The organism is Streptomyces sp. CNQ085, assembly GCF_022614595.1.
Classification (GTDB): domain Bacteria; phylum Actinomycetota; class Actinomycetes; order Streptomycetales; family Streptomycetaceae; genus Streptomyces.
Genome location: NZ_JAJFAU010000032.1, coordinates 1 through 23274 on the forward strand (window position 1 = coordinate 1; position 23274 = coordinate 23274).

Annotated in this window: 16 protein-coding genes and 1 tRNA gene; 5 read left to right on the forward strand and 12 right to left on the reverse strand. The window is 71.4% G+C overall.

Translation table 11 applies throughout. From position 1 onward, the window contains the following. Positions 1-109 precede the first annotated feature (109 nt). From LJ221_RS08555 to LJ221_RS08570, 4 genes are all read right to left on the reverse strand, one after another. On the reverse strand, positions 110-1549 hold the full coding sequence (locus LJ221_RS08555; protein WP_241715117.1) for a GH1 family beta-glucosidase: 1440 nt from the start codon (positions 1547-1549) through the stop codon (positions 110-112). Positions 1550-1623: 74 nt separating this feature from the next. Continuing rightward, positions 1624-2550, reverse strand: a complete 927-nt coding sequence (locus LJ221_RS08560; protein ID WP_241715118.1) for a carbohydrate ABC transporter permease — start codon at positions 2548-2550, stop codon at positions 1624-1626. Then, positions 2547-3563, reverse strand: a complete 1017-nt coding sequence (locus LJ221_RS08565; RefSeq protein WP_241715119.1) for a carbohydrate ABC transporter permease — start codon at positions 3561-3563, stop codon at positions 2547-2549. The genes LJ221_RS08560 and LJ221_RS08565 overlap by 4 nt, the downstream gene beginning before the upstream one ends. Before the next feature lie 28 nt (positions 3564-3591). Then, complete coding sequence (locus LJ221_RS08570) at positions 3592-4875, reverse strand: extracellular solute-binding protein (RefSeq protein WP_241715152.1); 1284 nt, start codon at positions 4873-4875, stop codon at positions 3592-3594. Between the two features lie 336 nt (positions 4876-5211). Here LJ221_RS08570 and LJ221_RS08575 point away from each other — a divergent pair, with 336 nt between their 5' ends. Then, a complete protein-coding gene (locus LJ221_RS08575; protein WP_241715120.1) occupies positions 5212-6249 on the forward strand; it encodes a LacI family DNA-binding transcriptional regulator in 1038 nt (345 codons plus the stop codon). 129 nt (positions 6250-6378) lie between these two features. Here LJ221_RS08575 and LJ221_RS08580 read toward each other — a convergent pair whose 3' ends face one another. After that, the gene (locus LJ221_RS08580; RefSeq protein WP_241715121.1) at positions 6379-8109 is read right to left on the reverse strand and encodes a glycoside hydrolase family 6 protein; all 1731 of its coding nucleotides are present in this window, start codon (positions 8107-8109) and stop codon (positions 6379-6381) included. A gap of 625 nt (positions 8110-8734) precedes the next feature. Between LJ221_RS08580 and LJ221_RS08585 the strand changes: the two genes are divergently transcribed. Both LJ221_RS08585 and LJ221_RS08590 read left to right on the forward strand, forming a co-directional pair. Beyond that, positions 8735-11695, forward strand: a complete 2961-nt coding sequence (locus LJ221_RS08585) for a glycoside hydrolase family 48 protein (RefSeq protein ID WP_241715122.1) — start codon at positions 8735-8737, stop codon at positions 11693-11695. A gap of 489 nt (positions 11696-12184) precedes the next feature. After that, positions 12185-12784, forward strand: coding sequence for a murein hydrolase activator EnvC (locus tag LJ221_RS08590; RefSeq protein WP_241715124.1), 600 nt, complete (start codon positions 12185-12187; stop codon positions 12782-12784). A gap of 75 nt (positions 12785-12859) precedes the next feature. On the opposite strand, the gene LJ221_RS08595 is transcribed toward LJ221_RS08590, so the two are convergent. The 3 genes from LJ221_RS08595 to LJ221_RS08605 form a co-directional block, all read right to left on the reverse strand. Then, positions 12860-12932 (reverse strand) — tRNA-His (locus tag LJ221_RS08595). Between the two features lie 141 nt (positions 12933-13073). After that, entirely contained in the window at positions 13074-13679 is a 606-nt protein-coding gene (gene orn, locus LJ221_RS08600) for an oligoribonuclease (protein WP_241715126.1), read from the reverse strand. Positions 13680-13689: 10 nt separating this feature from the next. Continuing rightward, complete coding sequence (locus LJ221_RS08605) at positions 13690-14982, reverse strand: helix-turn-helix domain-containing protein (protein WP_241715127.1); 1293 nt, start codon at positions 14980-14982, stop codon at positions 13690-13692. A gap of 713 nt (positions 14983-15695) precedes the next feature. On the opposite strand from LJ221_RS08605, the gene LJ221_RS08610 reads away from it, so the two are divergent. Further along, complete coding sequence (locus tag LJ221_RS08610) at positions 15696-16217, forward strand: universal stress protein (RefSeq protein WP_241715128.1); 522 nt, start codon at positions 15696-15698, stop codon at positions 16215-16217. Positions 16218-16505: 288 nt separating this feature from the next. Here LJ221_RS08610 and LJ221_RS08615 read toward each other — a convergent pair whose 3' ends face one another. Genes LJ221_RS08615 through LJ221_RS08630 form a run of 4 tightly spaced genes read right to left on the reverse strand, consistent with a single transcriptional unit; the run spans position 16506 to position 22472 of the window. Continuing rightward, positions 16506-17672 carry an acyl-CoA dehydrogenase family protein gene (locus LJ221_RS08615; protein ID WP_241715129.1) on the reverse strand — a complete coding sequence of 389 codons (1167 nt, stop codon included), beginning with the start codon at positions 17670-17672 and terminating at the stop codon, positions 16506-16508. A gap of 5 nt (positions 17673-17677) precedes the next feature. Beyond that, positions 17678-18703 carry a hydroxymethylglutaryl-CoA lyase gene (locus LJ221_RS08620; protein WP_241715130.1) on the reverse strand — a complete coding sequence of 342 codons (1026 nt, stop codon included), beginning with the start codon at positions 18701-18703 and terminating at the stop codon, positions 17678-17680. Then, a complete protein-coding gene (locus tag LJ221_RS08625; RefSeq protein WP_241715131.1) occupies positions 18700-20826 on the reverse strand; it encodes a biotin carboxylase N-terminal domain-containing protein in 2127 nt (708 codons plus the stop codon). Before LJ221_RS08625 ends, LJ221_RS08620 begins: the two co-directional genes overlap by 4 nt. A 14-nt stretch (positions 20827-20840) precedes the next feature. Beyond that, positions 20841-22472 carry a carboxyl transferase domain-containing protein gene (locus LJ221_RS08630; RefSeq protein ID WP_241715132.1) on the reverse strand — a complete coding sequence of 544 codons (1632 nt, stop codon included), beginning with the start codon at positions 22470-22472 and terminating at the stop codon, positions 20841-20843. An 86-nt stretch (positions 22473-22558) separates the two neighbouring features. Here LJ221_RS08630 and LJ221_RS08635 point away from each other — a divergent pair, with 86 nt between their 5' ends. Continuing rightward, a complete protein-coding gene (locus LJ221_RS08635; RefSeq protein WP_241715133.1) occupies positions 22559-23236 on the forward strand; it encodes a TetR/AcrR family transcriptional regulator in 678 nt (225 codons plus the stop codon). Positions 23237-23274: the final 38 nt, after the last annotated feature.

Here is a 23274-nt window from a genome sequence, read left to right on the forward strand (position 1 = left end):
GGGCGCAGCGGACTCCACCCCCCCGCCCGCTGCGCCCCGCCCATTCCGGCCGGTGCGGGCCGTTCGCCCGGTCAGGCCCTCCGGTCGGACCGCCCGGCCGCCGGGTGCCTCAGTCGGCCACCGGGTCCCCCACGGTGTCCAGCGCCCCGGACGCGGGCAGCTCGCCGGTCCGGGCCACCTCGGCGTACCACCGGGCGCTGGACTTGGGGATGCGCGCCAGGGAGTCGAAGTCCACGTACACCGTGCCGAACCGCTTGCTGTAGCCGTACGCCCACTCGAAGTTGTCCAGCAGGGACCACAGGAAGTAGCCGCGCACGTCGGCTCCGTCGGTGATCGCCCGCCGGACGGTGTCCAGGTGGCCGCGGAGGTAGGCGATGCGGTCGGGGTCGTGGACGGTGCCCTCGGGGGACGGCTTGTCGTCGCAGGCCATGCCGTTCTCGGTGATGTAGAGCGGGATGCCGCCGGTCTCGCGGTGGTAGTGCATGAGCAGGTCGTGCAGACCGGTGGGGTCGATCGTCCAGCCCATGTCGGTGGTCTCACCCGGGGTCTGGTGGAAGGCGATGTCCTCAGCGGCCGGCCAGGGCGACTGCTCGCCGCCGCCGTGCCCGTCCCGGCGCGGCAGCTTCCGGTCGGCGGAGGCCGAGACCAGGGTGGGCGTGTAGTAGTTGATGCCCAGCGCGTCCAGCGGCTGGTGGATGTCGGCCAGGTCGCCGTCCTTGACGAAGCTCCAGTCCGTCAGGCGCGAGGTGTCCTGGACCAGGTCCTCGTCGTACACCCCGCGCAGCATCGGACCGTCGAAGATCCGGTTGGCCAGGGCGTCGATGCGCCGCCTGGCGTCCAGGTCGCCGGGGTCGTCGGTGAGGGCCCGGACGGCGGCCGGGTTGATGCTGACGCCGATCTGCGCGCGGCTGGGGAGGGCGGCGCGCAGGGCCTGGGTGCCCAGCCCGTGGGCGAGGTTGAGGTGGTGGGCGGCGCGCAGCACGTCGGCGTGGTCGGTGCGGCCGGGGGCGTGGACGCCCGAGCCGTAGCCGAGGTAGGCCGAGCACCAGGGCTCGTTGAGGGTGGTCCAGCGCTCCACGCGGTCGCCGAGCGCGTCGGCGACCAGGGAGGCGTACTCGGCGAACCGCTCGGCGGTGGCGCGCTCCGGCCAGCCGCCGGTGTCCTCCAGCTCCTGCGGCAGGTCCCAGTGGTACAGCGTGATCCAGGGGGTGATGCCCCTGGCCAGCAGCTCGTCGACCAGCGAGCGGTAGAAGTCCAGGCCGCGCTGGACGGCGGGACCGCGGCCGGTGGGCTGGACACGGGACCAGGAGATGGAGAACCGGTAGGCGTTGAGGTTGAGGTCCGCCATGAGCTGTACGTCGTCGCGCCAGCGGTGGTAGTGGTCCACGGCGACGTCGCCGGTGTCGCCCCCGAGCACCTTGCCGGGGGTGCGGCAGAAGGTGTCCCAGATGGAGGGGGTGCGGCCGTCCTCGGCGGCGGCTCCCTCGATCTGGTAGGCGGAGGTGGCCGAGCCGAACAGGAAGTCGGCGGGGAAGGAGGACTGACTCATATGGGAGCGCTCCCATCAAAGATTGCACGGAAAGGGATGGAGTGGGGGCCGGGTGGCGGGGGGCGGGCCGGAGGTCAGCCCTTGACCGCCCCCTGCATGATGCCGCCGACGATCTGTTTGCCGAAGACGGTCAGGATCAGCAACAGCGGCAGGGTACCCAGCAGCGCGCCGGCCATGATCACCGACTGGTCGGGGATGTAACCCCGGCCCAGACCGGTCAGGGCGACCTGGACGGTCGGGTTCTGCTGGGTCAGCGCGATGATCGGCCAGAAGAAGTCGTTCCAGGCCATCACGAAGGTCAGCATGCCGAGCACGGCCATCGCGGGCCGGGCCGCGGGGAAGACCACGTGCCACACGACGCGCGGACTGCTCGCGCCGTCCACCCGTGCGGCCTCGATCAGCTCGGTCGGCAGCGCCTCCAGCAGGTACTGCCGCATGAAGAACACGCCGAAGGCGCTGACGAAGGTCGGCAGGATGACGGCCTGGAGCTGGTTGGTCCACTCCAGCTCCGCGATCGCCATGAACAGCGGTACCACACTGAGCTGCGGCGGCACCATCATGGTGCCGATCGTCAGCATCAGCAGCAGGTTCCGGAAGCGGAACCGCAGCTTGGCGAACGCGAACCCGGCGATCGTCCCGAACAGCACGGTGCCGGCCGCGATGGACCCGGCGACGATGGTGGTGTTGAGCAGCGCCAGGCCCATGTTGGCGTCGTTCCAGGCGATCTCCAGGTTCTTGAAGAGGTTGCCGCCGAACCAGAAGGGCGGAGGCATCTCCGCGAGCCGGGTGTTGTTGCGGGAGGCGGCGACGGCCGTCCAGAACAGCGGGAAGAGCGCGATCGCGGTGACGAGGAACAGCACCGCGTACGTCAGCTTGCCGCCGTGCAGCGTGCCGCCGGCGCTGCCGGCCCGTCCCCGCCCGCGACCGGTGCGGTGGCCCGCGCCGCCGGGCTCGGGCGCCGTCCGCGGGGACGTCGCGCGGTCGGACTCCAGCACGCTCATGAGCGACTCCTCGCGGTCTTGCGGCCCAGCTCCCGCTTCTGCATGCCGCGCGAGACCAGCCAGTTGACCAGCGCGATCAGCACCAGGATCAGGAACATCATCCAGGCGATGGCCGAGGCCCGGCCCAGGTGCAGGTTGACCCAGCCCTGCTCGTACAGGTAGAGGCCCAGGGTCTGGTACTGGTGGGCCGGACCGCCGTTCGCGCCGCCGCCGGGGTTGAACAGCAGGGGCTCGCCGAACAGCTGTGTCGCGCCGATCGTCGAGACGACGATCGTGAACAGGATCGTCGGCCGCAGCGCGGGGATGGTGACGTGGACGAACTGCTGCCAGCGCGAGGCGCCGTCCAGCGCCGCCGACTCGTACAGGTCCTTGGGCACCGCCTGCATGGCGGCGAGGTAGATGAGGGTGTTGTAGCCCGTCCAGCGCCAGATCACGATCGCGGAGATCGCGAAGTGGGAGGTCATGCCCTCCTGCCAGTTCACGGGGTCGAGCCCGACGAGCCCCAGGAACCAGTTGATCATGCCGTAGTCACGGCCGAAGAGCACCACGAAGACGAGGGTCGCCGCGGCCACCGAGGTGGCGTAGGGGGCCAGCATGGCCACGCGGTAGAACGTGGCGCCGCGCAGCTTGTAGTTCAGCAGGTGGGCCAGCCCGAGCGCGATCAGCAGCTGGGGCACGGTGGAGATGATCCCGATGCTGAAGGTGTTGCGCAGGGCGTTCCAGAAGAAATCGTCCTCCAGCAGCCGGGTGAAGTTGTGCAGCCCGGCCCACTCCATGTCGGTGGGGGCCGTCAGCGACACCTTGTGCAGCGAAGCCCAGCCCGTGTAGAGCAGCGGGAAGAGACTGAAGGCGCCGAAGAAGAGGAAGAACGGGGCGACGAAGCCGTACGGACTCCACTTCACGTCCCGCTGGTACCAGCGGCTGCGGCGTTCCCGCCGCCGGTCCTCGTGGGAGGAGGGGACATGTTTGTGGCGCGGGGCCGCGCCCCCCTGCTTGACGGGGGGCGCGGACACCGGCGAACCGGTAGTGGTCACTTGTCGATCACTCGTCCAGGGCGTTGTCGACTGCCTTGGCGGCCTCTTCCCATGCCTTGTCGGAGGACAGACCGCTGCGCTCCATCTGCAGGAGGCCGCTGCGGGTGAGATTCTCCTGGATGACCTGGTCCTTCGGGCCGATCACCTGGGTCGGGATGCCCTCGGCCGCCTTGGAGAAGATCTCACCGATGGGCGCGTTCGAGAAGTACTCGTGCGTGGCCTCGGCGACCTCGGGAGTCTCGTACGACTTCGGGGCGCTGGGGAAGCTGCCGCGCTCGGCGAAGAGCTTGGCCTGCTGGGTGGGAGCGGTCAGCCAGGCGGCGAGCTTGACCGCCTCCTCCTTGTTCTCGCCGCTCTCGGGCACACCGAGGAAGGAGCCGCCCCAGTTGCCGGCCTTGGGGGCGGGAGCGACGTCCCACTTGCCCTCGGCCTTGTCGCCGCCCTTGTCCTGGATGTAGCCGAGCATCCAGGCGGGGCAGGAGAGCGTGGCGAAGGTGCCGTTGTTCATGGCCTTGTTCCACGAGTCCGTGAACAGCTCGTGCTTGTCGGTCATGTCCTCGGAGGCGGCCTCCGCGGCGACGTCCCAGGCCTCCTTGACGTCGGGGTTGGTCTTGTAGACGACCTCGCCCCGCTCGTCGTAGTAACGGGTGGCGCTGGAGGAGATGGCCGCGTTGTACAGGCCGCTGGCGGAGTCGACCCACTTGACGCCCTCGGGGGCGCCGTCCATGAACTTCTTGCCGGTGTCGAGGTACTTCTGCCAGTCGCCCTCCCACAGCTTCCCGACCTCGTCGCGGTCGGTGGGCAGGCCGGCGGACTCGAAGTGGTCCTTGCGGTAGCAGACGGCCATCGGGCCGATGTCGGTGCCCAGGCCGATGGTCTTGCCGTCCTCGGTGGTGGCCTGGTTCCACTTCCAGTCGAAGTAGTCGTCCCTGGAGACCCCGCCGGCCTCGGACAGGTCGACGAACTTGTCCGCCTGGGTCTGGACGACCTCGGCGATGTTCGCCACCTCGACGCCCTGGATGTCGGCGAGACCGCTGTTGCTGGCGAGGCGGGTGAGCAACTGCGGGTAGTAGTTCTCGTTCCGCTCGACGACGGTCTGCTCGATCTTGACCTTCGGGTTGAGCTTCTCGTACTCCTCGTACAGTCCGGCCTCCTTGAAGCCGAACGTCCCGAAGAGGCCGACGGTGATGACGGTCTTGCCCTCGCTGTCGGTTCCCCCGGCGTTGCTGCCCGAGTCCTCGTCGCTCGCGCAGCCGGCGAGCAGGCTCGTGCCGATGGCCGCGGCGGCCATGACGGCCACGGCCCGGCGGGTGGTGCGGGTCTTGCGCACTGCGTCCTCCTAGCGCCCTGACGTTTCACCCCGGCCGTCGAAGGGTGTGGGGGACCGCAATGACGGACAGTGTTGCGGCTCGGGTGGGAACGTACGGGTTCTGTATGGGTCAAGTCTTTTGGGAGCGCTCCCAGACGTGATGGGTTGAAGAGTCGCGGTTCCCTGGCGCAGGTGTCAAGGAAATGAACACTCTGACCCGGCGCAGTTATCCGGCTGTTAGCTTCAGTGGCTGATCGATACTGATGCAAGGGTCGGTCGGCCCCTGCGGTCGAGCCCGTACACGCCGGGGAGGCGGTCATGACAGTGAGCGGAAGGCGGGGCCAACGGCCCACTCTGGAGCAGGTCGCCGCCTACGCGGGGGTGGGCCGCGGCACCGTCTCCCGGGTGATCAACGACGCCGCCAACGTCAGCGACCAGACGCGCACCGCCGTCCGGCAGGCGATCGCCGAACTGGGCTACGTGCCCAACAGGGCCGCCCGGGCACTGGCCGCGGGCAGTACCGACGCGATCGCGCTGGTCATCCCCGAGGCCGAGACCAGGTTGTTCGCCGAGCCCTACTTCTCCGGCATCATCCGCGGCGTCAGTGCCGAACTCGCCGAAACCGACATGCAGCTGCTGCTGACCCTGATCCGCAACCCCAGGGAACGCGACCGCTTCGCCCAGTACGTCACAGCACACCGGGTGGACGGTGTGCTGCTGGTGTCCGTGCACGCCGACGATCCCCTGCCCGACCTGCTGGAACGCATCGAGATGCCCGCCGTCCTCAGCGGCCGCCGCAGCGGCGACGACCCGGTGCCGTACGTGGACTGCGACAACACCGGCGGCGCCCGGGCCGCCGTGGAGCACCTGATCGGCCACGGTCGGCGCGCGGTGGCCACCGTCACCGGCCCCCTGGACATGTACGTCGCCCAGTGCCGTCTCCAGGGATACCGCGACGCGATGCGCGCCGCGGAACTGGACGAGGACGAGCGTCTGGTGGCCGTCGGCGACTTCACCGAGGAGGGCGGCCGCCGCGCCGTGCGGGAGCTGCTGTCGCGGCGGCCCGACCTGGACGCGGTCTTCTGCGCCTCCGACGTGATGGCCGCGGGCGCCCGCGCCGTGCTGCGCGACTCCGGCCGCCGGGTGCCCGAGGACGTGGCGCTGGTCGGCTTCGACGACTCGGCCGTCGCCCGCCACATGGACCCGCCGCTGACCAGTGTGCGGCAGCCGCTGGAGGAGATGGGCCGGTCGATGGCGCGGGTGCTGCTGGAGCAGATCGAGGACCGCAAGGCGGGCCGGAACGACCGCTCCAGCCGGGTGCTGCCGACGGAGCTGGTCCGCCGCGCCTCCTCCTGACCCTCCCTGACGGTCCCCGGCCGGTCCCGCGGGAGGCTACGGCACCGCGGCCACGGCGGAGGGGCCGGCCGGCGTACCGGCCGGCCCCCTTGTGAGCCGTCCTGCCGCTGCTGAGTGATCAGCCGGTGATCAGTCGATCGGCGGGTAGGCGTTGCGCAGCAGCTCCTCGAACTGGGCCTGGAACCAGTGGCCCGAGAGCGGCGCGTCGGGCAGGGCACCCGACATGTGGTTGTTGTTGCGCGGGTTGCCCTCGTAGGAGGGGTTGCACATCTCGTCGGCCTTCTTGCCCTCCTCGTTCGGGATGTCCTCGCTGGCACCGTCGGACTCACCCGGGGGCTTGATCCACGCGTAGGCGTCGATACCGGAGGCGGGGGCCGCCGTCGGCCGCTCGCCGAGGCCGGCGCCGGCCTGGTTGCACCAGTTGCCGGTGTGGATGCGGCGGTCGATGCGGCTGCCGTCGACGAACGCGTCCAGGCTGGTCTTGGCGGCGGGGGCGCCGGGTCGGTTCGGGCCGCCCCAGCCGTTGCGGGAGGTGTCGATGATCACGCCGACGTCGGAGTTGAAGCCAACCCGGACGGCCTCCTCGCGGAACGCCTGGGCGTAGGACTGCTCGTCCACGTAGAAGTTCCAGTCGACCCACTTGGACTGGCGGACCGAGGTGCCGTTCACCGAGTCGTTGATGGTGAAGTGCGGCTCCTTGAGCGCGCCGTAGTTGGCGACATTGGCGGCGAAGCCGGCGACGTCGTCGACCGTGGCGCCCGCGGCGTTGGCGGCCTCGTGGAGCAGTTCGGCGGCCGGGGTGAAGTTGCTGTCCCAGCCGAGCCAGCCGTGGTGGCCGATGTCGATGTAGTTGTAGACGTTGTCGAACTGGCCGAGCGTGGCCAGGGCGTAGCCGACGCCCTCGACGTAGTTGCCGTTGGCCAGCATCTCGTCGCAGTTCTCGGTCGCGGTGGGCCGGCCGCTGACGTTGGTGATGAGGTTCGGCAGCGAGTCGATCTCGACGACGTTGATGATCCGCAGGTCGGCGTACTTCGGGTCGCCGACGATCTCCGCGATCGGGTCGATGAACTCGTTCTTGTACCGGTCGATCTCGTCCGGGCCGAGTTCGCCCTGGGAGGCGAGCGCGGCGCAGTCGCGGCCGGGCAGGTTGTAGGTGACCATCTGGAGCGCGTCGGCGCCCTGCTCCAGAGCCGCGTCGAGGTGGTCGCGCAGGCCCATGGTGTTCTCGCCGGCGGAGCCCGACTCGATGGCGGAGATGCGGTCCAGCCACACGGCGGTCGGCTGGTCGGCGATCGCCCCGCCGCCGCTCTCGGCAGCCTGCTCGGACCAGTCCGGGTTCACGTAGAGCTGGGCGCCCGCGTACGGGTTGTCCACGCGGTCACCAGGAGGGTCACCCGGGTCACCCGGGTCATCGGGGTCGCCGCCATCCACGTTGCAGGTGGTGCCGTTCAGCTTGAACTCGGTGGGAGCGGGGTTCGAGCCGGAGTGGGTCCCGTTGAAGCCGAAGTTCGCGGAACCACCCGAGAGCAGGGTGGAGTTCCACGAGGGGGCGGTGGCGGTCACGTGCGCACCGCTCTGGGACACGGTGGCGTTCCAGCCCGAGCCGGCACTCTGGCCGCCCGAGTAGTCCCACTCCACCTTCCAGTTGTTCACGGGGGAGGCGGCTTCGTTGGTCACGGTGACCGAGGCGGTGAAGCCGTTGTTCCACTCGTTGGTGACCTCGTAGTCCACCGTGCAGACGGGTGCCGCCATGGCGGTGCCCTGCATCATGCCGCCCGCGCCGAGCGCGCCGGTTATCAGCGCACCGGCGGCGAGCAGCGCCGTCCGGCGCCCGCGCGTCGGTTCTCTGGTGCCTGTCATGCGATCTCTTCCTCTTCCTTCCGGTGTTCTCCGGATGACGGCGGAGCCCAGCTCCGCGTTGGGGGGTGCGGTCGTGTCACGGGTGCGAGTCCCGGACGGAGGGGTCTTTCCGCCGCGGTGGGGAACGACCGCTGTCGTGGCGCGGAGCGAGACCTCGTTCCGCGCCCGTCTCCGGGCACTGCCTCCCGGAGCGTGCCCCGGTATCGGTGCCTGAGGAGGAGAGGGGTCGGCCGGGCAGGACCGGTCGGCCGGTCCCGCTGTGAGGGGCGGCGCGGAGCGCCGCGGTACTGGTCAGCGCCCGGGGGCGTGGTGGGGGGTACATGGAGCGGCTCCTGGTCGGTCGAACGCGCCGTCCCTGGCGCACGACTGTGGAAGCGCTCCCACTGGTTGAAGGAGAAGGTAGCGACAACTTCTGGTTATGGCCAGAGTGCGTTCAGTAATTGACGGATCGAATTTCTCCGGCAGGGTCTTCTTGTCCGGAGCCTTGACAGGTGTCATGTCCACCTTGAACCTTGGGAGCGCTCCCACTGGTTTCAGTCCCTCCGCACGTCCCTGTCGGACACGGTCCAGGCACAGTCCCTGGCACAGTTCTTCCCCACACGAGCCGCGAGGAGAGAGCCCCCGCATGAGCGCGTTACCAGTCACGGGCGTACCGCCCAGGCATCCCAGAGGCAGAACCAGGAAGCTGCTGGTGGCAGCGGCCGTAGCGATCTCCCTCCCGCTGGGTCTGACCTCGGCCCTGAGCGGGACGGCCCAGGCCGCGGCCCTCCAGTGCAGCGTGGACTACGGCAAGAACGAATGGGGGTCGGGCTTCACCGCCGACATCATCATCACCAACCGGGGTTCCGAGGCCATCGACGGCTGGACCCTGACCTACGGCTACAGCGGCAACCAGCGGCTCCAGCAGGGCTGGAACGGCCAGTGGTCGCAGTCGGGCCAGAACGTCACCGTCAGGAACGCGTCGTTCAACGCGCGCATCGCGGGCGGCGCCGCGGTCAGCACCGGTGCCAACTTCAGCTACAGCGGCACCAACACCGACCCCACTTCCTTCTCCGTCAACGGCACCCGCTGCGGCGGCAACCTCTCCGCCCCCACCGCCACCCTGACCAGCCCCGGCGCGGGCGCGGTCTTCTCCGCGGGCGCCACCGTCCCGCTGACGGCCACCGCGAGGGCCACCGAGTCCGGGGCCACCATCGAGAAGGTCGAGTTCTACAGCGACGCCGAACTGCTGGGCACCGACACCACGGCGCCCTACTCCTTCGACTGGGAGGACGTCCCGGCCGGCAACTACTCGCTCTACGCCGTCGCCCACGACTCCAACGGCATGTCGAGCGAGTCCACCCCCGTCGGCGTCCAGGTCACCGCGGGCCCCGCGGTGGTCGTCACCCCGGCCCAGCTCGGCGTGCGCCAGGGGGAGACCGCCCGGTTCGCCGTCAAGCTCTCCAAGCGGCCGTCCGTGAACGTGACGGCCACGGTGGAGCGCACCAGCGGGAACACGGGTCTGTCCGTGGCCGACGGCGCCTCGCTCACCTTCACGACCTCCAACTGGGACACCCCCCAGGAGGTCACCGTCGCGGCCGACGAGACCGGCACCGGATCGGCGGCCTTCACCGTCAGCGCGCCCGGCCACGAAGAGGCCGAGGTGACGGTCACCCAGCTGTCCGGCTCCGGTGACGGAGGCGAGTACGAGGACCGATTCCTGGAGCTCTACAACAAGATCTTCGACCCGGCCAACGGGTACTTCTCGCCGGAGGGCATCCCCTACCACTCCGTCGAGACGCTGATGGTCGAGGCCCCCGACCACGGTCACGAGACGACCTCCGAGGCGTACAGCTACCTCATCTGGCTGCAGGCCATGTACGGCAAGGTCACCGAGGACTGGGACCCGTTCAACGAGTCGTGGCGGATCATGGAGGACTACATGATCCCCACGAAGGAGGACCAGCCGACCAACAGCTTCTACGACCCCTCCAGGCCCGCCACCTACGCGGCCGAGCACCCGACCCCGGAGGATTACCCGTCGGCCATCAACGGCGACGTCCCCGTCGGCAGGGACCCGATCGCGGCCGAGCTGCGCGGCGCCTACGGCACCGAAGAGATCTACGGCATGCACTGGCTGCAGGACGTGGACAACGTCTACGGCTACGGCAACGAGCCCGGCAGCGTCTGCCAGGGCGGACCGGATTCGGACGCGCCGTCGTACATCAACACCTTCCAGCGCGGCTCGCAGGAGTCGGTGTGGGAGACCATCCCGCAGCCCACCTGCGACGACTTCACCTTCGGCGGTGAGAACGGGTACCTCGACCTGTTCATGGACGACGACAACTACGCCGAGCAGTGGAAGTTCACCAACGCCCCCGACGCCGACGCCCGCGCCATCCAGGCCGCCTACTGGGCCGAGACGTGGGCCGGGGAGCAGGGCAGGAAGTCCGAGATCTCCGCGACACTGGCCAAGGCCGCGAAGATGGGCGACTACCTGCGCTACGCCTTCTTCGACAAGTACTTCAAGAAGATCGGCAACTGCACCGGTCCCACCTCCTGCCCCGCCGGCACCGGCAAGGACAGCGCGCACTACCTGCTGTCCTGGTACTACGCCTGGGGCGGCGCCACCGACACCAGCGCCGGCTGGGCCTGGCGGATCGGCAGCAGCCACAACCACTTCGGCTACCAGAACCCGATGACCGCCCACGCCCTGACCACCGTCCCGGAGCTGAGGCCCAAGGGCTCCACCGCGGTGTCGGACTGGGAGAAGAGTCTCCAGCGCCAGGTCGAGTTCTACCGCTGGCTGCAGTCCGACGAGGGCGGTATCGCCGGCGGCGCGACCAACAGCTGGGAGGGCGACTACGGCACCCCGCCGGCCGGCACCCCGACCTTCTACGGCATGTTCTACGACGAGAAGCCCGTCTACCACGACCCGCCGTCCAACCAGTGGTTCGGCATGCAGGCATGGTCGATGGAGCGCGTCGCCGAGCTCTACCACGAGACCGGCAACGCCACGGCCGGGGAGGTCCTGGACAAGTGGGTCCCGTGGGTCCTGTCCGAGGTGACCGTCAACCCCGGCGGCAACTACCAGATACCCTCCACCCTCCAGTGGTCGGGCGAGCCCGACACCTGGAACCCCTCCAACCCCGGTGACAACTCGGACCTGCACGTGACGGTCCGCGACTACTCCACCGACGTCGGCGTCACCGCGGCCCTGGCCAAGACCCTGATGTACTACGCCGCCAAGTCCGGCGACGAGGAGGCCAGGACCACCGCCAAGGCGCTGATGGACGCCATGTGGGACCACCACCAGGACGCCATGGGCATCGCGGTGGAGGAGACCCGGGCCGACTTCGAGCGGTTCGGGAACCCGGTGTACGTCCCCGAGGGCTGGACCGGCACCATGCCCAACGGCGACAGGATCGACTCCGACTCGACCTTCCTGTCGATCCGCTCCTTCTACATGGACGATCCGCAGTTCAACAAGGTGGAGAGCTACCTGAACGGCGGCGAGGCGCCGACGTTCACCTACCACCGCTTCTGGGCCCAGGCGGACGCCGCTCTCGCCCTGGCCGCCTACGCGGACCTCTTCGGCGACGAGTAGCCGCCCAGGGGGCACGAAGCCGGCCTCCCGGTCCGGGTCAGGTCGACGACGGCCGCACCGGGGGCTCCAGTCCGCACCACCGGCGGCACCGGCACGAGCGGTGCCGCCGGCCGCCGGCCGGCCGGGTGGTGGTCCGTCCGCCCCCGCCTCTCCACCGCCCGTACGCGGGGCGGCCGCGGCCGTTTTCGCTGTCGTCCGCGGCCCTCCGCCGGTTTCGGCCGCCCCGGCCCGGAGGGCATGGAAGGGCCGGGAGGTGATCGCGCGCTGGGCGGCGCCCGACGGATGGTTTAGTCCATTCACCTGTCCGGGGATTGTCGCCGGACGGATCTCCCGGAAACTCAACAGCGCGCGCACGCAAGCGGATTCGCAGGTCCGTACCCGGTCGGCGCTAGGCCGTTCGGCGGTCCCGGGCACGATCGCGAAGATGCGAGAAGGCCCCGGCTGACGTGTCCTCACATTTATGGCACCGCCGAATGGGAGGTCGAAGGGATGGCTGGACAGGGTGGACGTCCGCGGTGGACGCCGGACCGGCGAGGACTGGTGCTGCGCGGCGCGGCGCTGGCGGCGCTGGGAAGCGTCCCGTTCCTGCTGGGAGGAGCCCGGGAGACCGGGAGAGGGGGGACGCCGGGCGGTGACGCCGCTCCGGCGGCCTTCCCGGCCGGGCAGGAGGCGGCCCTGGGGCGCTGGGCCCGGCCGGTGACGGGGGACTACCGGGTCTCGGCCGCCTACGGGATCCCCGGGAACTGGCAGGCGGGTCACCACACGGGCATCGACTTCGCGATGCCCGTCGGCACCCCCGTCCACGCGGTCGGCGCGGGCTCCGTGGTCTTCGCCGGCGAGGCCGGCGCCTACGGAAGGGCGGTGACGATCAGGATGGACGACGGCTACTACGCCCTCTACGCCCATCTGTCGCGGATCTCGGCGAACGGCGGGCAGCGGGTGGGGGCTGGCAGCCCGGTGGGCAGCTCGGGGGCCACGGGCCGGGTCACCGGCCCCCACCTCCACTTCGAGGTGCGCAGCAAACGCGGCTACGGCTCGGACGTCGACCCCGTCGCCTATCTCGCCCGGCGCGGGGTGCGACTGTTCTGACCTCCGCCGCGCCTCGCGACCCGGCGGAGGACGAAGGCCCGGTCCGCTGCCGCGGACCGGGCCTTGATCGTTCAGGGTGAGTAACGGGACTCGAACCCGCGACATCCTGGACCACAACCAGGTGCTCTACCAGCTGAGCTATACCCACCACGACCGGTGCTCGTGGTGCTTCCCGCACCGGCCGATAAGAGTGTACAGGGTCGCGAGCCCTGCCCGCGCACCCTTGTGCCGTGTGGCTCCGACAAGGCCCCGTGCGGCCCTGGGAGGGGCTCCGCGGCGCCGGGGCGCCTCAGTCCGTGGCCGGTGGCACGTGCCGGGCCGCGATCCGCCGGGCCGTCTCCGAGTCCGGACCGGGCGCGGGGACGAAGACCGCCTCGCGGTAGTAGCGCAGCTCCGCGATGGACTCCCTGATGTCCGCCAGCGCCCGGTGGTTGCCGCTCTTCTCCGGACTGCTGAAGTACGCCTTCGGATACCAGCGCCGGGCCAGCTCCTTGACGGAGGAGACGTCGACGATCCGGTAGTGGAGGTAGTCCTCCAGTGTCGGCATGTCGCGCATCAGGAAGCCGCGGTCGGTCCCGACGGAGTTCCCGCACAGCGGGGCCCGGCCGGGCTCGGGGACGTGCTTCCTGACGTACTCCAGGACCCGCTGTTCGGCGTCCTCCAGCGTGGTGCCTCCGGCCAGCTCGTCGAGCAGGCCGGAGGCGGTGTGCATCTCGCGGACGACGTCGGGCATGGTGTCCAGCGCCTCGGCGGGCGGGCGGATCACGATGTCCACCCCGTCACCGAGCACGTTCAGCTCCGAGTCGGTGACCAGCGCGGCCACCTCGACGAGAGCGTCTTCGGACAGCGAGAGCCCGGTCATCTCGCAGTCGATCCACACCATGCGATCGTTCATGCGCCCCAGCCTACGGGGCCCGGCCGGGCGTGCGGCCCCGCTGGGGGGGCAGTCGGGGGGAGTAGGTGTCGGATTCCGGTTTGCAGTGCTCACCCCGTACGCCGCGCTCCGCCCGGTCGGAGCGTTCTCCCCGTTCCTCTCTGTTCCCTCGCTCCCCTCCGCCTCCCCGGTCGCCCTTCTCCGCGTGCCCGGAGGGGAGGACCGTGCCGGGTGCGGCGGGCTCGGCCGCGGCCCGGTCGGCGCGTGCCTCGGAGGCGCGCTCCCCGTCCCCGCCGCCCTCCGGTCTGCCGGTGCGCGCCCGGTAGGCCGCCCGGTACGCCGCCGGGGAGGCGCCGAGCTGCCGCCGGAAGTGGCCGCGCAGCGCGACCGGCGAGCGGAAGCCGCAGCGCCCGGCGACCTCGTCGACCGAGTAGTCGGAGGTCTCCAGCAGCCGCTGTGCCTGGAGCACCCGCTGGGTGATCAGCCACTGCAGCGGCGCGCTGCCGGTCAACGAGCGGAACCGGCGGTCGAAGGTCCGCCGGCTCATGTAGGCCCGTGCGGCGAGCGTCTCCACATCGAACTGCTCGTGGAGGTGCTCCAGGGCCCAGGCCACGACCTCGGCGAGCGGGTCGGTGCCGATCTCCTCGGGTAAAGACCTGTCCAGGTAGCGTTCCTGGCCGCCGTTGCCGCGCCGGGGCGGTACGACGAGGCGGCGGGCCAGGGCTCCCGCCGCCTCGGCGCCGTGATCGGTGCGCACCACGTGCAGGCACAGGTCGATACCCGCCGCCGTGCCGGCGGAGGTGAGGATGTCCCCGTCGTCCACGAACAGCTCGCGCGGGTCGACGTGGACCGCCGGGTAGCGCTTGGCCAGCGTCGGCGCGTACATCCAGTGCGTCGTCGCGGGGCGGCCGTCGAGCAGCCCCGCGGCGGCGAGCACGAACGCGCCCGTGCACAGGCCTATGATCCGAGCCCCTTCCTCGTGCGCCCGCCGCAGGGCGTCGAGGGCCGCCGAGGGCGGTGGCTGGGTGATGGAACGCCAGGCGGGCACGACGATCGTGCCCGCCCGGGAGAGAGCCTCCAGGCCGTACGGAGCGGTCAACTCCAGGCCTCCCGTGGTGCGCAGGGGTCCCTCTTCGCCCGCGCACACCAGAAGGCGGTAGCGGGGAACGCCGGCGTCCTGCCGGTCGATGCCGAAGACGGACAGCGGGATGGAGCTCTCGAAGATCGGGCCGCCGCCGAAGAGCAGTACGGCGACGATCTCGCGGCGGCGGCGCGCGGCCAGCTTGCGCGTCGTCCCAGGGCCGTGCGGTGGCTCCTGGCTCATGGAACTAAGCCCCCCTCAGTCGTCGCGTCCTTCCGGTCCTGCACGTTTCCCCCGCCGTGGTTAGCCAAGATCGAATCTACTGTGTCCGACGAGGCCGACGGGACAAGTTCACCATTCGCTGCTATGTCGACATGACAACTTGGCGTGAAGCGTTCGATCACGAAGCGTTTCACTCGTCGGCGCCCCTGGGAAGAACGCCTTGCTCCGTGGCCGTCCGTCCGCGGGGTGCACTTGTTCGCCTCGATTCTCCCCGCTCTGGTGGGCGGTGCGGGGTCAGCCTCTGGCAAGTTGTGTACCACGGCTGGAAGTTGGCCGAAAAGCGCAGGCGCTCAGGAAGCTGGGACGGCGGTCTGGGGGTGTGCGCCGCGCACCGGGGGGCGGACTGTCGCAGACACCGTCCGCCTCTGTGCGCCCTCGTGCCCGCACGGCCCGGCGCCCTGGCGGGGGCGGTGGCGCGGGGTGCCGTGCGGCCGGGGCGGGGCAGGCCGGGCTCGCCGGGGGGAGGGGCTCCGGAAGGCCACGGGCGGGTCCCGGAGGGGCGCGGGGGCGGTACGGGAGGCCGTCCCGGCATTGCGCAACGCTTTCCGCTCCGGCATGCTGCACCGGCAGTGACCGCAGCCTCTGGGCAAGGGGGGAGTGCCGTCGTACCCTCAGGGGTATGGGCTGAGGAAGATGCTTCCAGGACGTATTCCCAGGCACACGTGACGTAACCGATGGCTGGACACGAGATCCCCGACCCCGCGGACCGCAAGCGGCTGGCCGACCCGGCGATGACACCCCGGGCGGCCGAAGAGGCGCGCCACTCCTGCGATCCGGCGTTCCGGCACGGGGTCGTGGTGGGATTCGACGGCTCGGTCTCCAGTGAGCGGGCCCTGGCCTATGCCATCGGTATGGCCAGGCGCTCCGATTCCGGGCTGGTCATCGTCCATGTCGCCAACCGGCTCCCGACGACCGTGTGGGCGGGCTGCGAGCCGCCGGTCTTCGTCGATGTCCCCGACCACCGCACCGAGGTGCTGGGCCTGGAGCTGGCCTGCGCGGACCACCTGTCCGAGGTCCCCTGGATCCTTGTCGAGCGCGGCGGCGACATCTGTCACGAACTGGAGGAGGTCGGCTGCGAGTACGAGGCCGACGCCATCGTCGTCGGCTCCACGCACGGTCTCGTCGGCCGGTTCTTCGGTTCGGTCGCGGGCCGTCTCGCCCGCCGCGCGCGGCGCCCGGTCGTGGTCATCCCGTAGGGACCGCCCCGCCGCTTCTTCCAACTCGCCGCGTTCGGGCGGGAGTCGGTGAATCCATCCTCGTCCGGAGGTGGATTGTGCGCTTGTGACGGGCATACAGACAGCATCGCGCCGCCGCGTGGGAGGTGACGGTCCCGCGCCGGTGGTCCACCGCCGGCGTGATGGGCGACGCCGGTGCGGGGAGGCGGTCCCCTCGTACGCCCGGTGGCACATACGGGGGGACCGCCCGTGCGTGCCGCGGCCGGCGGCGTCCCCGTCCGCCCCGCCGACGGCCCGCGCCCCGTCCGCTCAGGAGGCGGCGGTGATGCCCAGCTCGCGGGCGATCAGCATGCGCTGGACCTCGCTGGTGCCCTCGCCGATCTCCAGGATCTTCGAATCCCGCCACATACGGGCCACCGGATACTCGTTCATGAAGCCGTAACCGCCGTGGATCTGTGTGGCCTCGCGGGCGTTGGTGACCGCGATCTCCGAGGAGTACAGCTTGGCGATGGCCGCTTCCTTCTTGAACGGCTCGCCCGCCAGCAGCCGGGAGGCCGCATCGCGCCAGGCGATACGGGCGGTGTGGGCGCGCATCTCCATGTCGGCCAGCTTGAACTGGATGGCCTGGTTGGCGCCGATGGGGCGGCCGAAGGCACGGCGCTCCCCGGTGTACCGCACCGACTCGTCCACGCAGCCCTGGGCCAGGCCGGTGGCCAGCGCGGAGATGGCGATGCGGCCCTCGTCCAGGATGCGCAGGAACTGGGCGTATCCGCGGCCCTCCTCGCCCAGCAGATTGGCGGCCGGGACCCGGACGTCGGAGAAGGAGAGCTCGCGGGTGTCCGAGGCGTTCCAGCCGACCTTGGAGTAGGGCGCGGCGACGGTGAAGCCCGGGGTGCCGGAGGGCACGATGATCGAGGAGATCTCCGGACGGCCGTCGGGCCCCCGGCCGGTGACGGCGGTGACGGTGACCAGGCCGGTGATGTCGGTGCCGGAGTTGGTGATGAAGCACTTGGTGCCGTTGATCACCCACTCGTCGCCGTCGCGCGCGGCGGTGGTGCGGGTGCCGCCCGCGTCCGAGCCGCAGTCGGGCTCGGTCAGGCCGAAGGCGCCGAGCATCTCGCCCGAGCACAGCTTCGGCAGCCACCGGCGCTTCTGCTCCTCGGTGCCGAAGCGGTACACGGGCATGGCGCCCAGCGAGACGGCGGCCTCCAGGGTGATGGCGACCGAGGAGTCCACCCGGGCCAGCTCCTCCAGTACCAGGCACAGGGCGAGGTAGTCGCCGCCCATGCCGCCGTAACTCTCGGGGAAGGGCAGGCCGAACAGGCCCATGCGGCCCATCTCGCGGACGATCTCGTAGGGGAACTCGTGGTTCTCGTAGAACTCCCCGATCTTCGGCGCGATGACGTCGTGCGCGAACTCCTGGACGGTACGGCGCAGTTCCTCGTGTTCGGGGGAGAGGCGGTGGTCAAGGGACATGAGTGTCACTGCTCCTTGTGGGAGTCGCGGGAGACCTGGGTGCCGGAGGTGTCCTGGGAGCCGGGGGTGTCCCGGCTTCCCTGGGAGGAGAGGGCGCGGACGGTGCGGGACGGGCTGGGCCGGCCCAGCCGCTCGGCCATCCACACGCTGGTGGCGGTGAGGCGGCCGAGGTCGACCCCGGTGTCGATGCCGAGGCCGTGCAGCATCCACACCAGGTCCTCGGTGGCGAGGTTGCCCGTGGCGCTCCTGGCGTACGGGCAGCCGCCGAGCCCGCCGGCGGAGGCGTCCACGGTCGTGACGCCCTGCCGGAGGGCGGCCAGGGTGTTGGACAGGGCCTGGCCGTAGGTGTCGTGGAAGTGGACGGCGAGGCGGCCGGTGGGCACACCCGCGTCGTTCAGGGCTTCCAGCAGGGCGGTGACATGGCCGGGAGTGGCCACGCCGATGGTGTCGCCCAGACTCAGCTCGTCGCAGCCGAGGTCGAGCAGACGGCGGCAGACGCCGGCCACCCGCGCGATGGGCACCGGCCCCTCCCACGGGTCGCCGAAGCACATCGACAGATAGCCGCGCACCCCGGCGCCCGCCTCCTTCGCACGGGCGACCACCGGCTCGAACATCGCCAGGGCCTCGTCGACGGTGCGGTTGAGGTTGGCCCTGGCGAAGGACTCGGTGGCGCTGCCGAAGACGGCGATCTCGCGGACGCCGAGGGCCAGCGCCCGCTCCAGACCGCGCTCGTTGGGCACGAGCACCGGCAGCCGCACCGCGTCGGCGCCCGCCCGGTCGGCGAGGTCGGCCACGGCCGGGAAAAGCTGCTCGGCGTCGGCCAGTTGGGGTACCCACCTGGGGTGGACGAAGCTGGTCGCCTCGACGGTGCGCAGCCCGGCGCCGGCCAGCCGGCGGATGAACTGAGCCTTCACCTCGACGGGCACGGTCGACTGCTCGTTCTGCAGCCCGTCGCGCGCGCCCACCTCGTGGATGCGCACGCGGGCCGGAAGCCCCTCGGCCGGAACGGCCATGGGCAGACCCTCGATCATCGCGCGGCACCTTCTTCCGGCTTCCCCGGCTTCCCCGGCTTCCCCGGGGACGCGGAGTCCTTCGGCTCGACGACGGCGAGCACCTGATCCATGGCGACCGTGCTGCCCGCGGTGACGTCCAGCTCGGTGACGATCCCGTGGTAGGGGGCGGCGATGACGTGCTCCATCTTCATCGCCTCCACCACCAGCAGACTCTGGCCGGCGGTGACCTCCTCGCCGACGGCCGCCTTGACGACGGTGACCGTGCCGGGCATCGGCGCGGTCAGCGCGTCGGCGCCGTGTGCTCCCGCGCCGCCCCGCAGGGCCGCCTCGACCGGGTCGTGGTCGGCCAGGTGCCAGCTCTGCCCGTCACGGCCGAGCCAGCGGCTGCCGCCGGAGCGGACGTGGGCGAAGGAGTGGGTCGTCCCGTCCCAGGTCAGCAGCGCGCGGCCGGAATCCCCGCCGGAGCCGCCCCCGAGATCGCCGTCATCCTCGGGCCGCAGCGCCGCGCTCACCGGCCCGGCGTCCCCGATGCGGACCTCGGCGCCGCCGGCCCGTCCGCGCACCCGCACGGCCACCGGCTCGTGACCCGGTATCCGCAGGTGGTGGACCGTCCAGGCGGGCTCACCGCCCAGCCGCCAGCCGGTCGGCGCGGAGAACGGGTCCGTCCAGCCGGCCGAGCCGCCCGCGGGGGCGGGAGAGGCCGCGGAGGGCTCCAGCGCGGCGTGCCGCAGCAGCGCCGCCGCCGCGTACACCTCGTCCGGCACGGCCGAGGGCAGCAGCGAGGCGGCGTCGCGGTCCACCAGACCGGTGTCCAGCTCCCCGGAGACCACCGCCGGATGGGCCAGCAGGGCGCGCAGGAAGGCGGTGTTGGTGTCCACGCCCAGCACGGTCGTCTCCGCCAGCGCCGAGCGCAGCCGCCGCAGCGCGGAGGACCGGTCCGGGCCGTGTGCGATCACCTTGGCGAGCATCGGATCGTAGACGGTGCCCACCTCGGTGCCCCGCGCGAGCCCGGAGTCCGTGCGGACGCCCTCGCCCGAGGGCTCCGAGAGCAGACGGACGGTGCCGGCCGACGGCAGGAAATCCACCTTCCCGCCGGTGGCGCGTGCCGTTTCCGCGCAGATCCGGGCCTCCACCGCGTGCCCGGTCAGTCGGATGTCCTCCTGGCCGAAGGCCAGCGGTTCGCCGGCCGCCACCCGAAGCTGCCACTCCACCAGATCCAGGCCCGTGATCAGCTCCGTCACCGGGTGCTCGACCTGGAGGCGGGTGTTCATCTCCATGAAGCAGTAGGCGGCCGGATCGCCGCCGGGGACGATGAACTCCACCGTGCCGGCACCCCGGTAGCCGCAGGAGCGGGCGGCGCGTACGGCCGCCTCGCCCATCGCGGCGCGGGTGGTCTCGTCCAGCAGCGGGCTGGGCGCCTCCTCGATGATCTTCTGGTGGCGGCGCTGGAGGCTGCACTCGCGCTCGCCCAGGTGCACCACGGTGCCGTGGCCGTCGGCCAGGACCTGGATCTCGATGTGCCGGGGCCGGTCGATCCACCGCTCCACCAGCAGGGTGTCGTCGCCGAAGGCGCCGCGGGCCTCGCGCCGCGCGGCGGCGATCTCCTCGGCCAGCAGCGCCTCGTCGCGCACCAGCCGCATGCCCTTGCCGCCGCCGCCGGCCGAGGGCTTGAGCAGGACCGGCGTGCCGATCTCCACTGCCGCGGCGGTCAGTTCGGCGTCGGTCAGCCCGCTGCCGCTGCTGCCGGGCACCACCGGCACCCCGGCGGCCCGCACCGTCTCCTTGGCGCGGATCTTGTCGCCCATCAGCTCGATGGCGTCGGCGGGCGGGCCGACGAAGACCATCCCCGCCGCCTCCACCGCGCGGGCGAAGGCGGCGTTCTCGGCGAGGAAGCCGTAGCCGGGGTGCACCGCCTGTGCGCCCGTGCGCCGGGCGGCCTCCAGCAGCCTCTCGGCCGACAGGTAGCTCTCGGAGGCAACCGCCGGGCCGATCCGCACCGCGGTGTCCGCCTCCCGTACGTGCCGGGCGTCGGCGTCCGCGTCGCTGAAGACGGCGACCGAGCGCACGCCCAGCCGCCGCAGCGTGCGGATGACGCGGACGGCGATCTCGCCTCGGTTGGCGACCAGCACCGTGTCGAACATGGAACGCATCCCCCTCACATCCGGAAGACGCCGTAGCCGGGCGCCGCGGGGTCCTTCTCGGGCAGCGGCGCGTTCGCGCACGCGGTGAGCGCGAGGCCGAGCACCGTGCGCGTCTCCAGCGGGTCGATCACGCCGTCGTCCCACAGCCGCGCGGTGGCGTAGTAGGCGTTGCCCTGGGTCTCGTACTGCTCGCGGACGGGAGCCTTGAAGGCTTCCTCCTGCTGGGCGCTCCACTCCTCGCCGCGCGCCTCCAACTGGTCGCGCTTGACGGTGGCCAGCACCGAGGCGGCCTGCTCGCCTCCCATCACCGAGATCTTGGCGTTGGGCCACATCCACATGAAGCGTGGCGAGTACGCCCGGCCGCACATGGAGTAGTTGCCCGCGCCGTAGGAGCCGCCGACGACGACCGTCAGCTTGGGCACCCGGGTGCAGGCCACGGCCGTCACCATCTTGGCGCCGTGCTTGGCGATGCCGCCCGCCTCGTAACTGCGGCCCACCATGAAGCCGGTGATGTTCTGCAGGAACACCAGCGGTATGCCGCGCTGGTCGCACAGCTCGACGAAGTGCGCGCCCTTCTGCGCGGACTCGGCGAACAGGATGCCGTTGTTGGCGACGATCCCCACCGGGTGGCCGTGGACGCGGGCGAAGCCCGTCACCAGTGTCGTGCCGTACTCGGCCTTGAACTCCGCGAACCGGGAGCCGTCGACGGTGCGGGCGATGACCTCACGCACGTCGTAGGGGGTGCGCGAGTCCACCGGGACCGCGCCGTAGAGCCCGGCCGGGTCGGCCTTCGGCTCCTCCGCCGGCTCCACCGGCCACGGCAGCGGGCCGCGGCGGGGGAGGGTGGCCACGATCTGCCGCACGATGCGCAGGGCGTGGGCGTCGTCCTCGGCGAGGTGGTCTGTCACTCCGGAGGTGCGCGAGTGAACCTCGCCGCCGCCCAGCTCCTCGGCCGTGACGACCTCGCCGGTGGCGGCCTTCACCAGCGGTGGCCCGCCCAGGAAGATCGTGCCCTGGCCGCGTACGATCACGGCCTCGTCGCTCATCGCCGGAACGTAGGCGCCGCCCGCCGTGCAGGAGCCGAGGACGGCGGCGATCTGCGGAACGCCCGCGCCGGACATCCGGGCCTGGTTGTAGAAGATCCGCCCGAAGTGCTCGCGGTCGGGGAAGACCTCGTCCTGCATGGGCAGGAAGGCGCCGCCCGAATCCACCAGGTACACGCACGGCAGCCGGTTCTCCAGGGCCACCTCCTGCGCGCGCAGGTGCTTCTTGACCGTCATCGGGTAGTACGTGCCGCCCTTGACCGTGGCGTCGTTGGCGACGACCACCACCTCGCGGCCCGCCACCCGCCCGATGCCGGCGATCACGCCGGCGGCCGGGGCCTGGCCGTCGTACATCCCGTCCGCCGCGAGCGGGGCCAGCTCCAGGAAGGGGGACCCCGGGTCCAGCAGGGTGTCCACTCGGTCCCGCGGCAGCAGTTTGCCGCGGGCGGTGTGCCGCGCCCGTGCCCGCTCGCCGCCGCCCAGCCGTGCCGCGGCGAGCTTCTCGCGCAGCCGCGCGGCCAGCTCGCGGTGCGCGGCCTCGTTCGCCCTCGCCGCCTCTGACGCCGGGTCCACGGCGCTGACCAGCGGAGGTGCCTGCTGCATGCCCTTCGAGCCTCCTTGCTCGGTTAGTGAGCGTTAACCTCGCCATCAGGTTAACGCCCGCTAACCCGGCTGTCTACAATTCCCCTATGAGGACCAGGACCGACGCCCCCACCCGCCGAGAGCAGATCCTCGGCCAGGCCGCCCGCCTGTTCGCCGAGCGCGGCTTCCACGGCGTCGGTGTGGACGAGATAGGCGCGGCGGTCGGCATCAGCGGCCCCGGCCTCTACCGTCACTTCGCGGGCAAGGACGCGATGCTCGCGGAGCTGCTGGTGGGCATCAGCGAGCGGCTGTACTCCGGCGGGCGCGGGTGCCTGGCGGAGTCCGCCGGGGCCGGTCTCGCGCCGGGGGCGACGCTGGACGCGCTCATCGGCCGCCACATCGACTTCGCCCTCGACGACCGCGCCCTGATCACCCTCCACGACCGCGAGCTGGACCGGCTGCGCGACAGCGACCGCAAGCTGGTGCGCCAGCTCCAGCGGCAGTACGTGGAGCTGTGGGTGGGCGTCGTGCGCCAGGTGCACCCCAAGCTGCCCGAGAAGGAGGCCCGCGCCTCCGTCCACGCCGTCTTCGGCCTGCTGAACTCCACGCCGCACCTCAGCCTCCCCTCCTCCCTGCCGGACCGTGACGCGGCCGCCGCCCTCCTGCACCGACTGGCCCGCGGCGCCTTCGCCGCCGCGGCGGAGGGCGGCCCCGGCGGCCCGGCGGGCGGCGTGTACCGCGTGGGCGGCGGTACGGCGGACGACGGGCCGGACGCCGGGGGCTGAAGCCCCCGCTTCCGCCCCCGTGCGTATGACACCGCCCA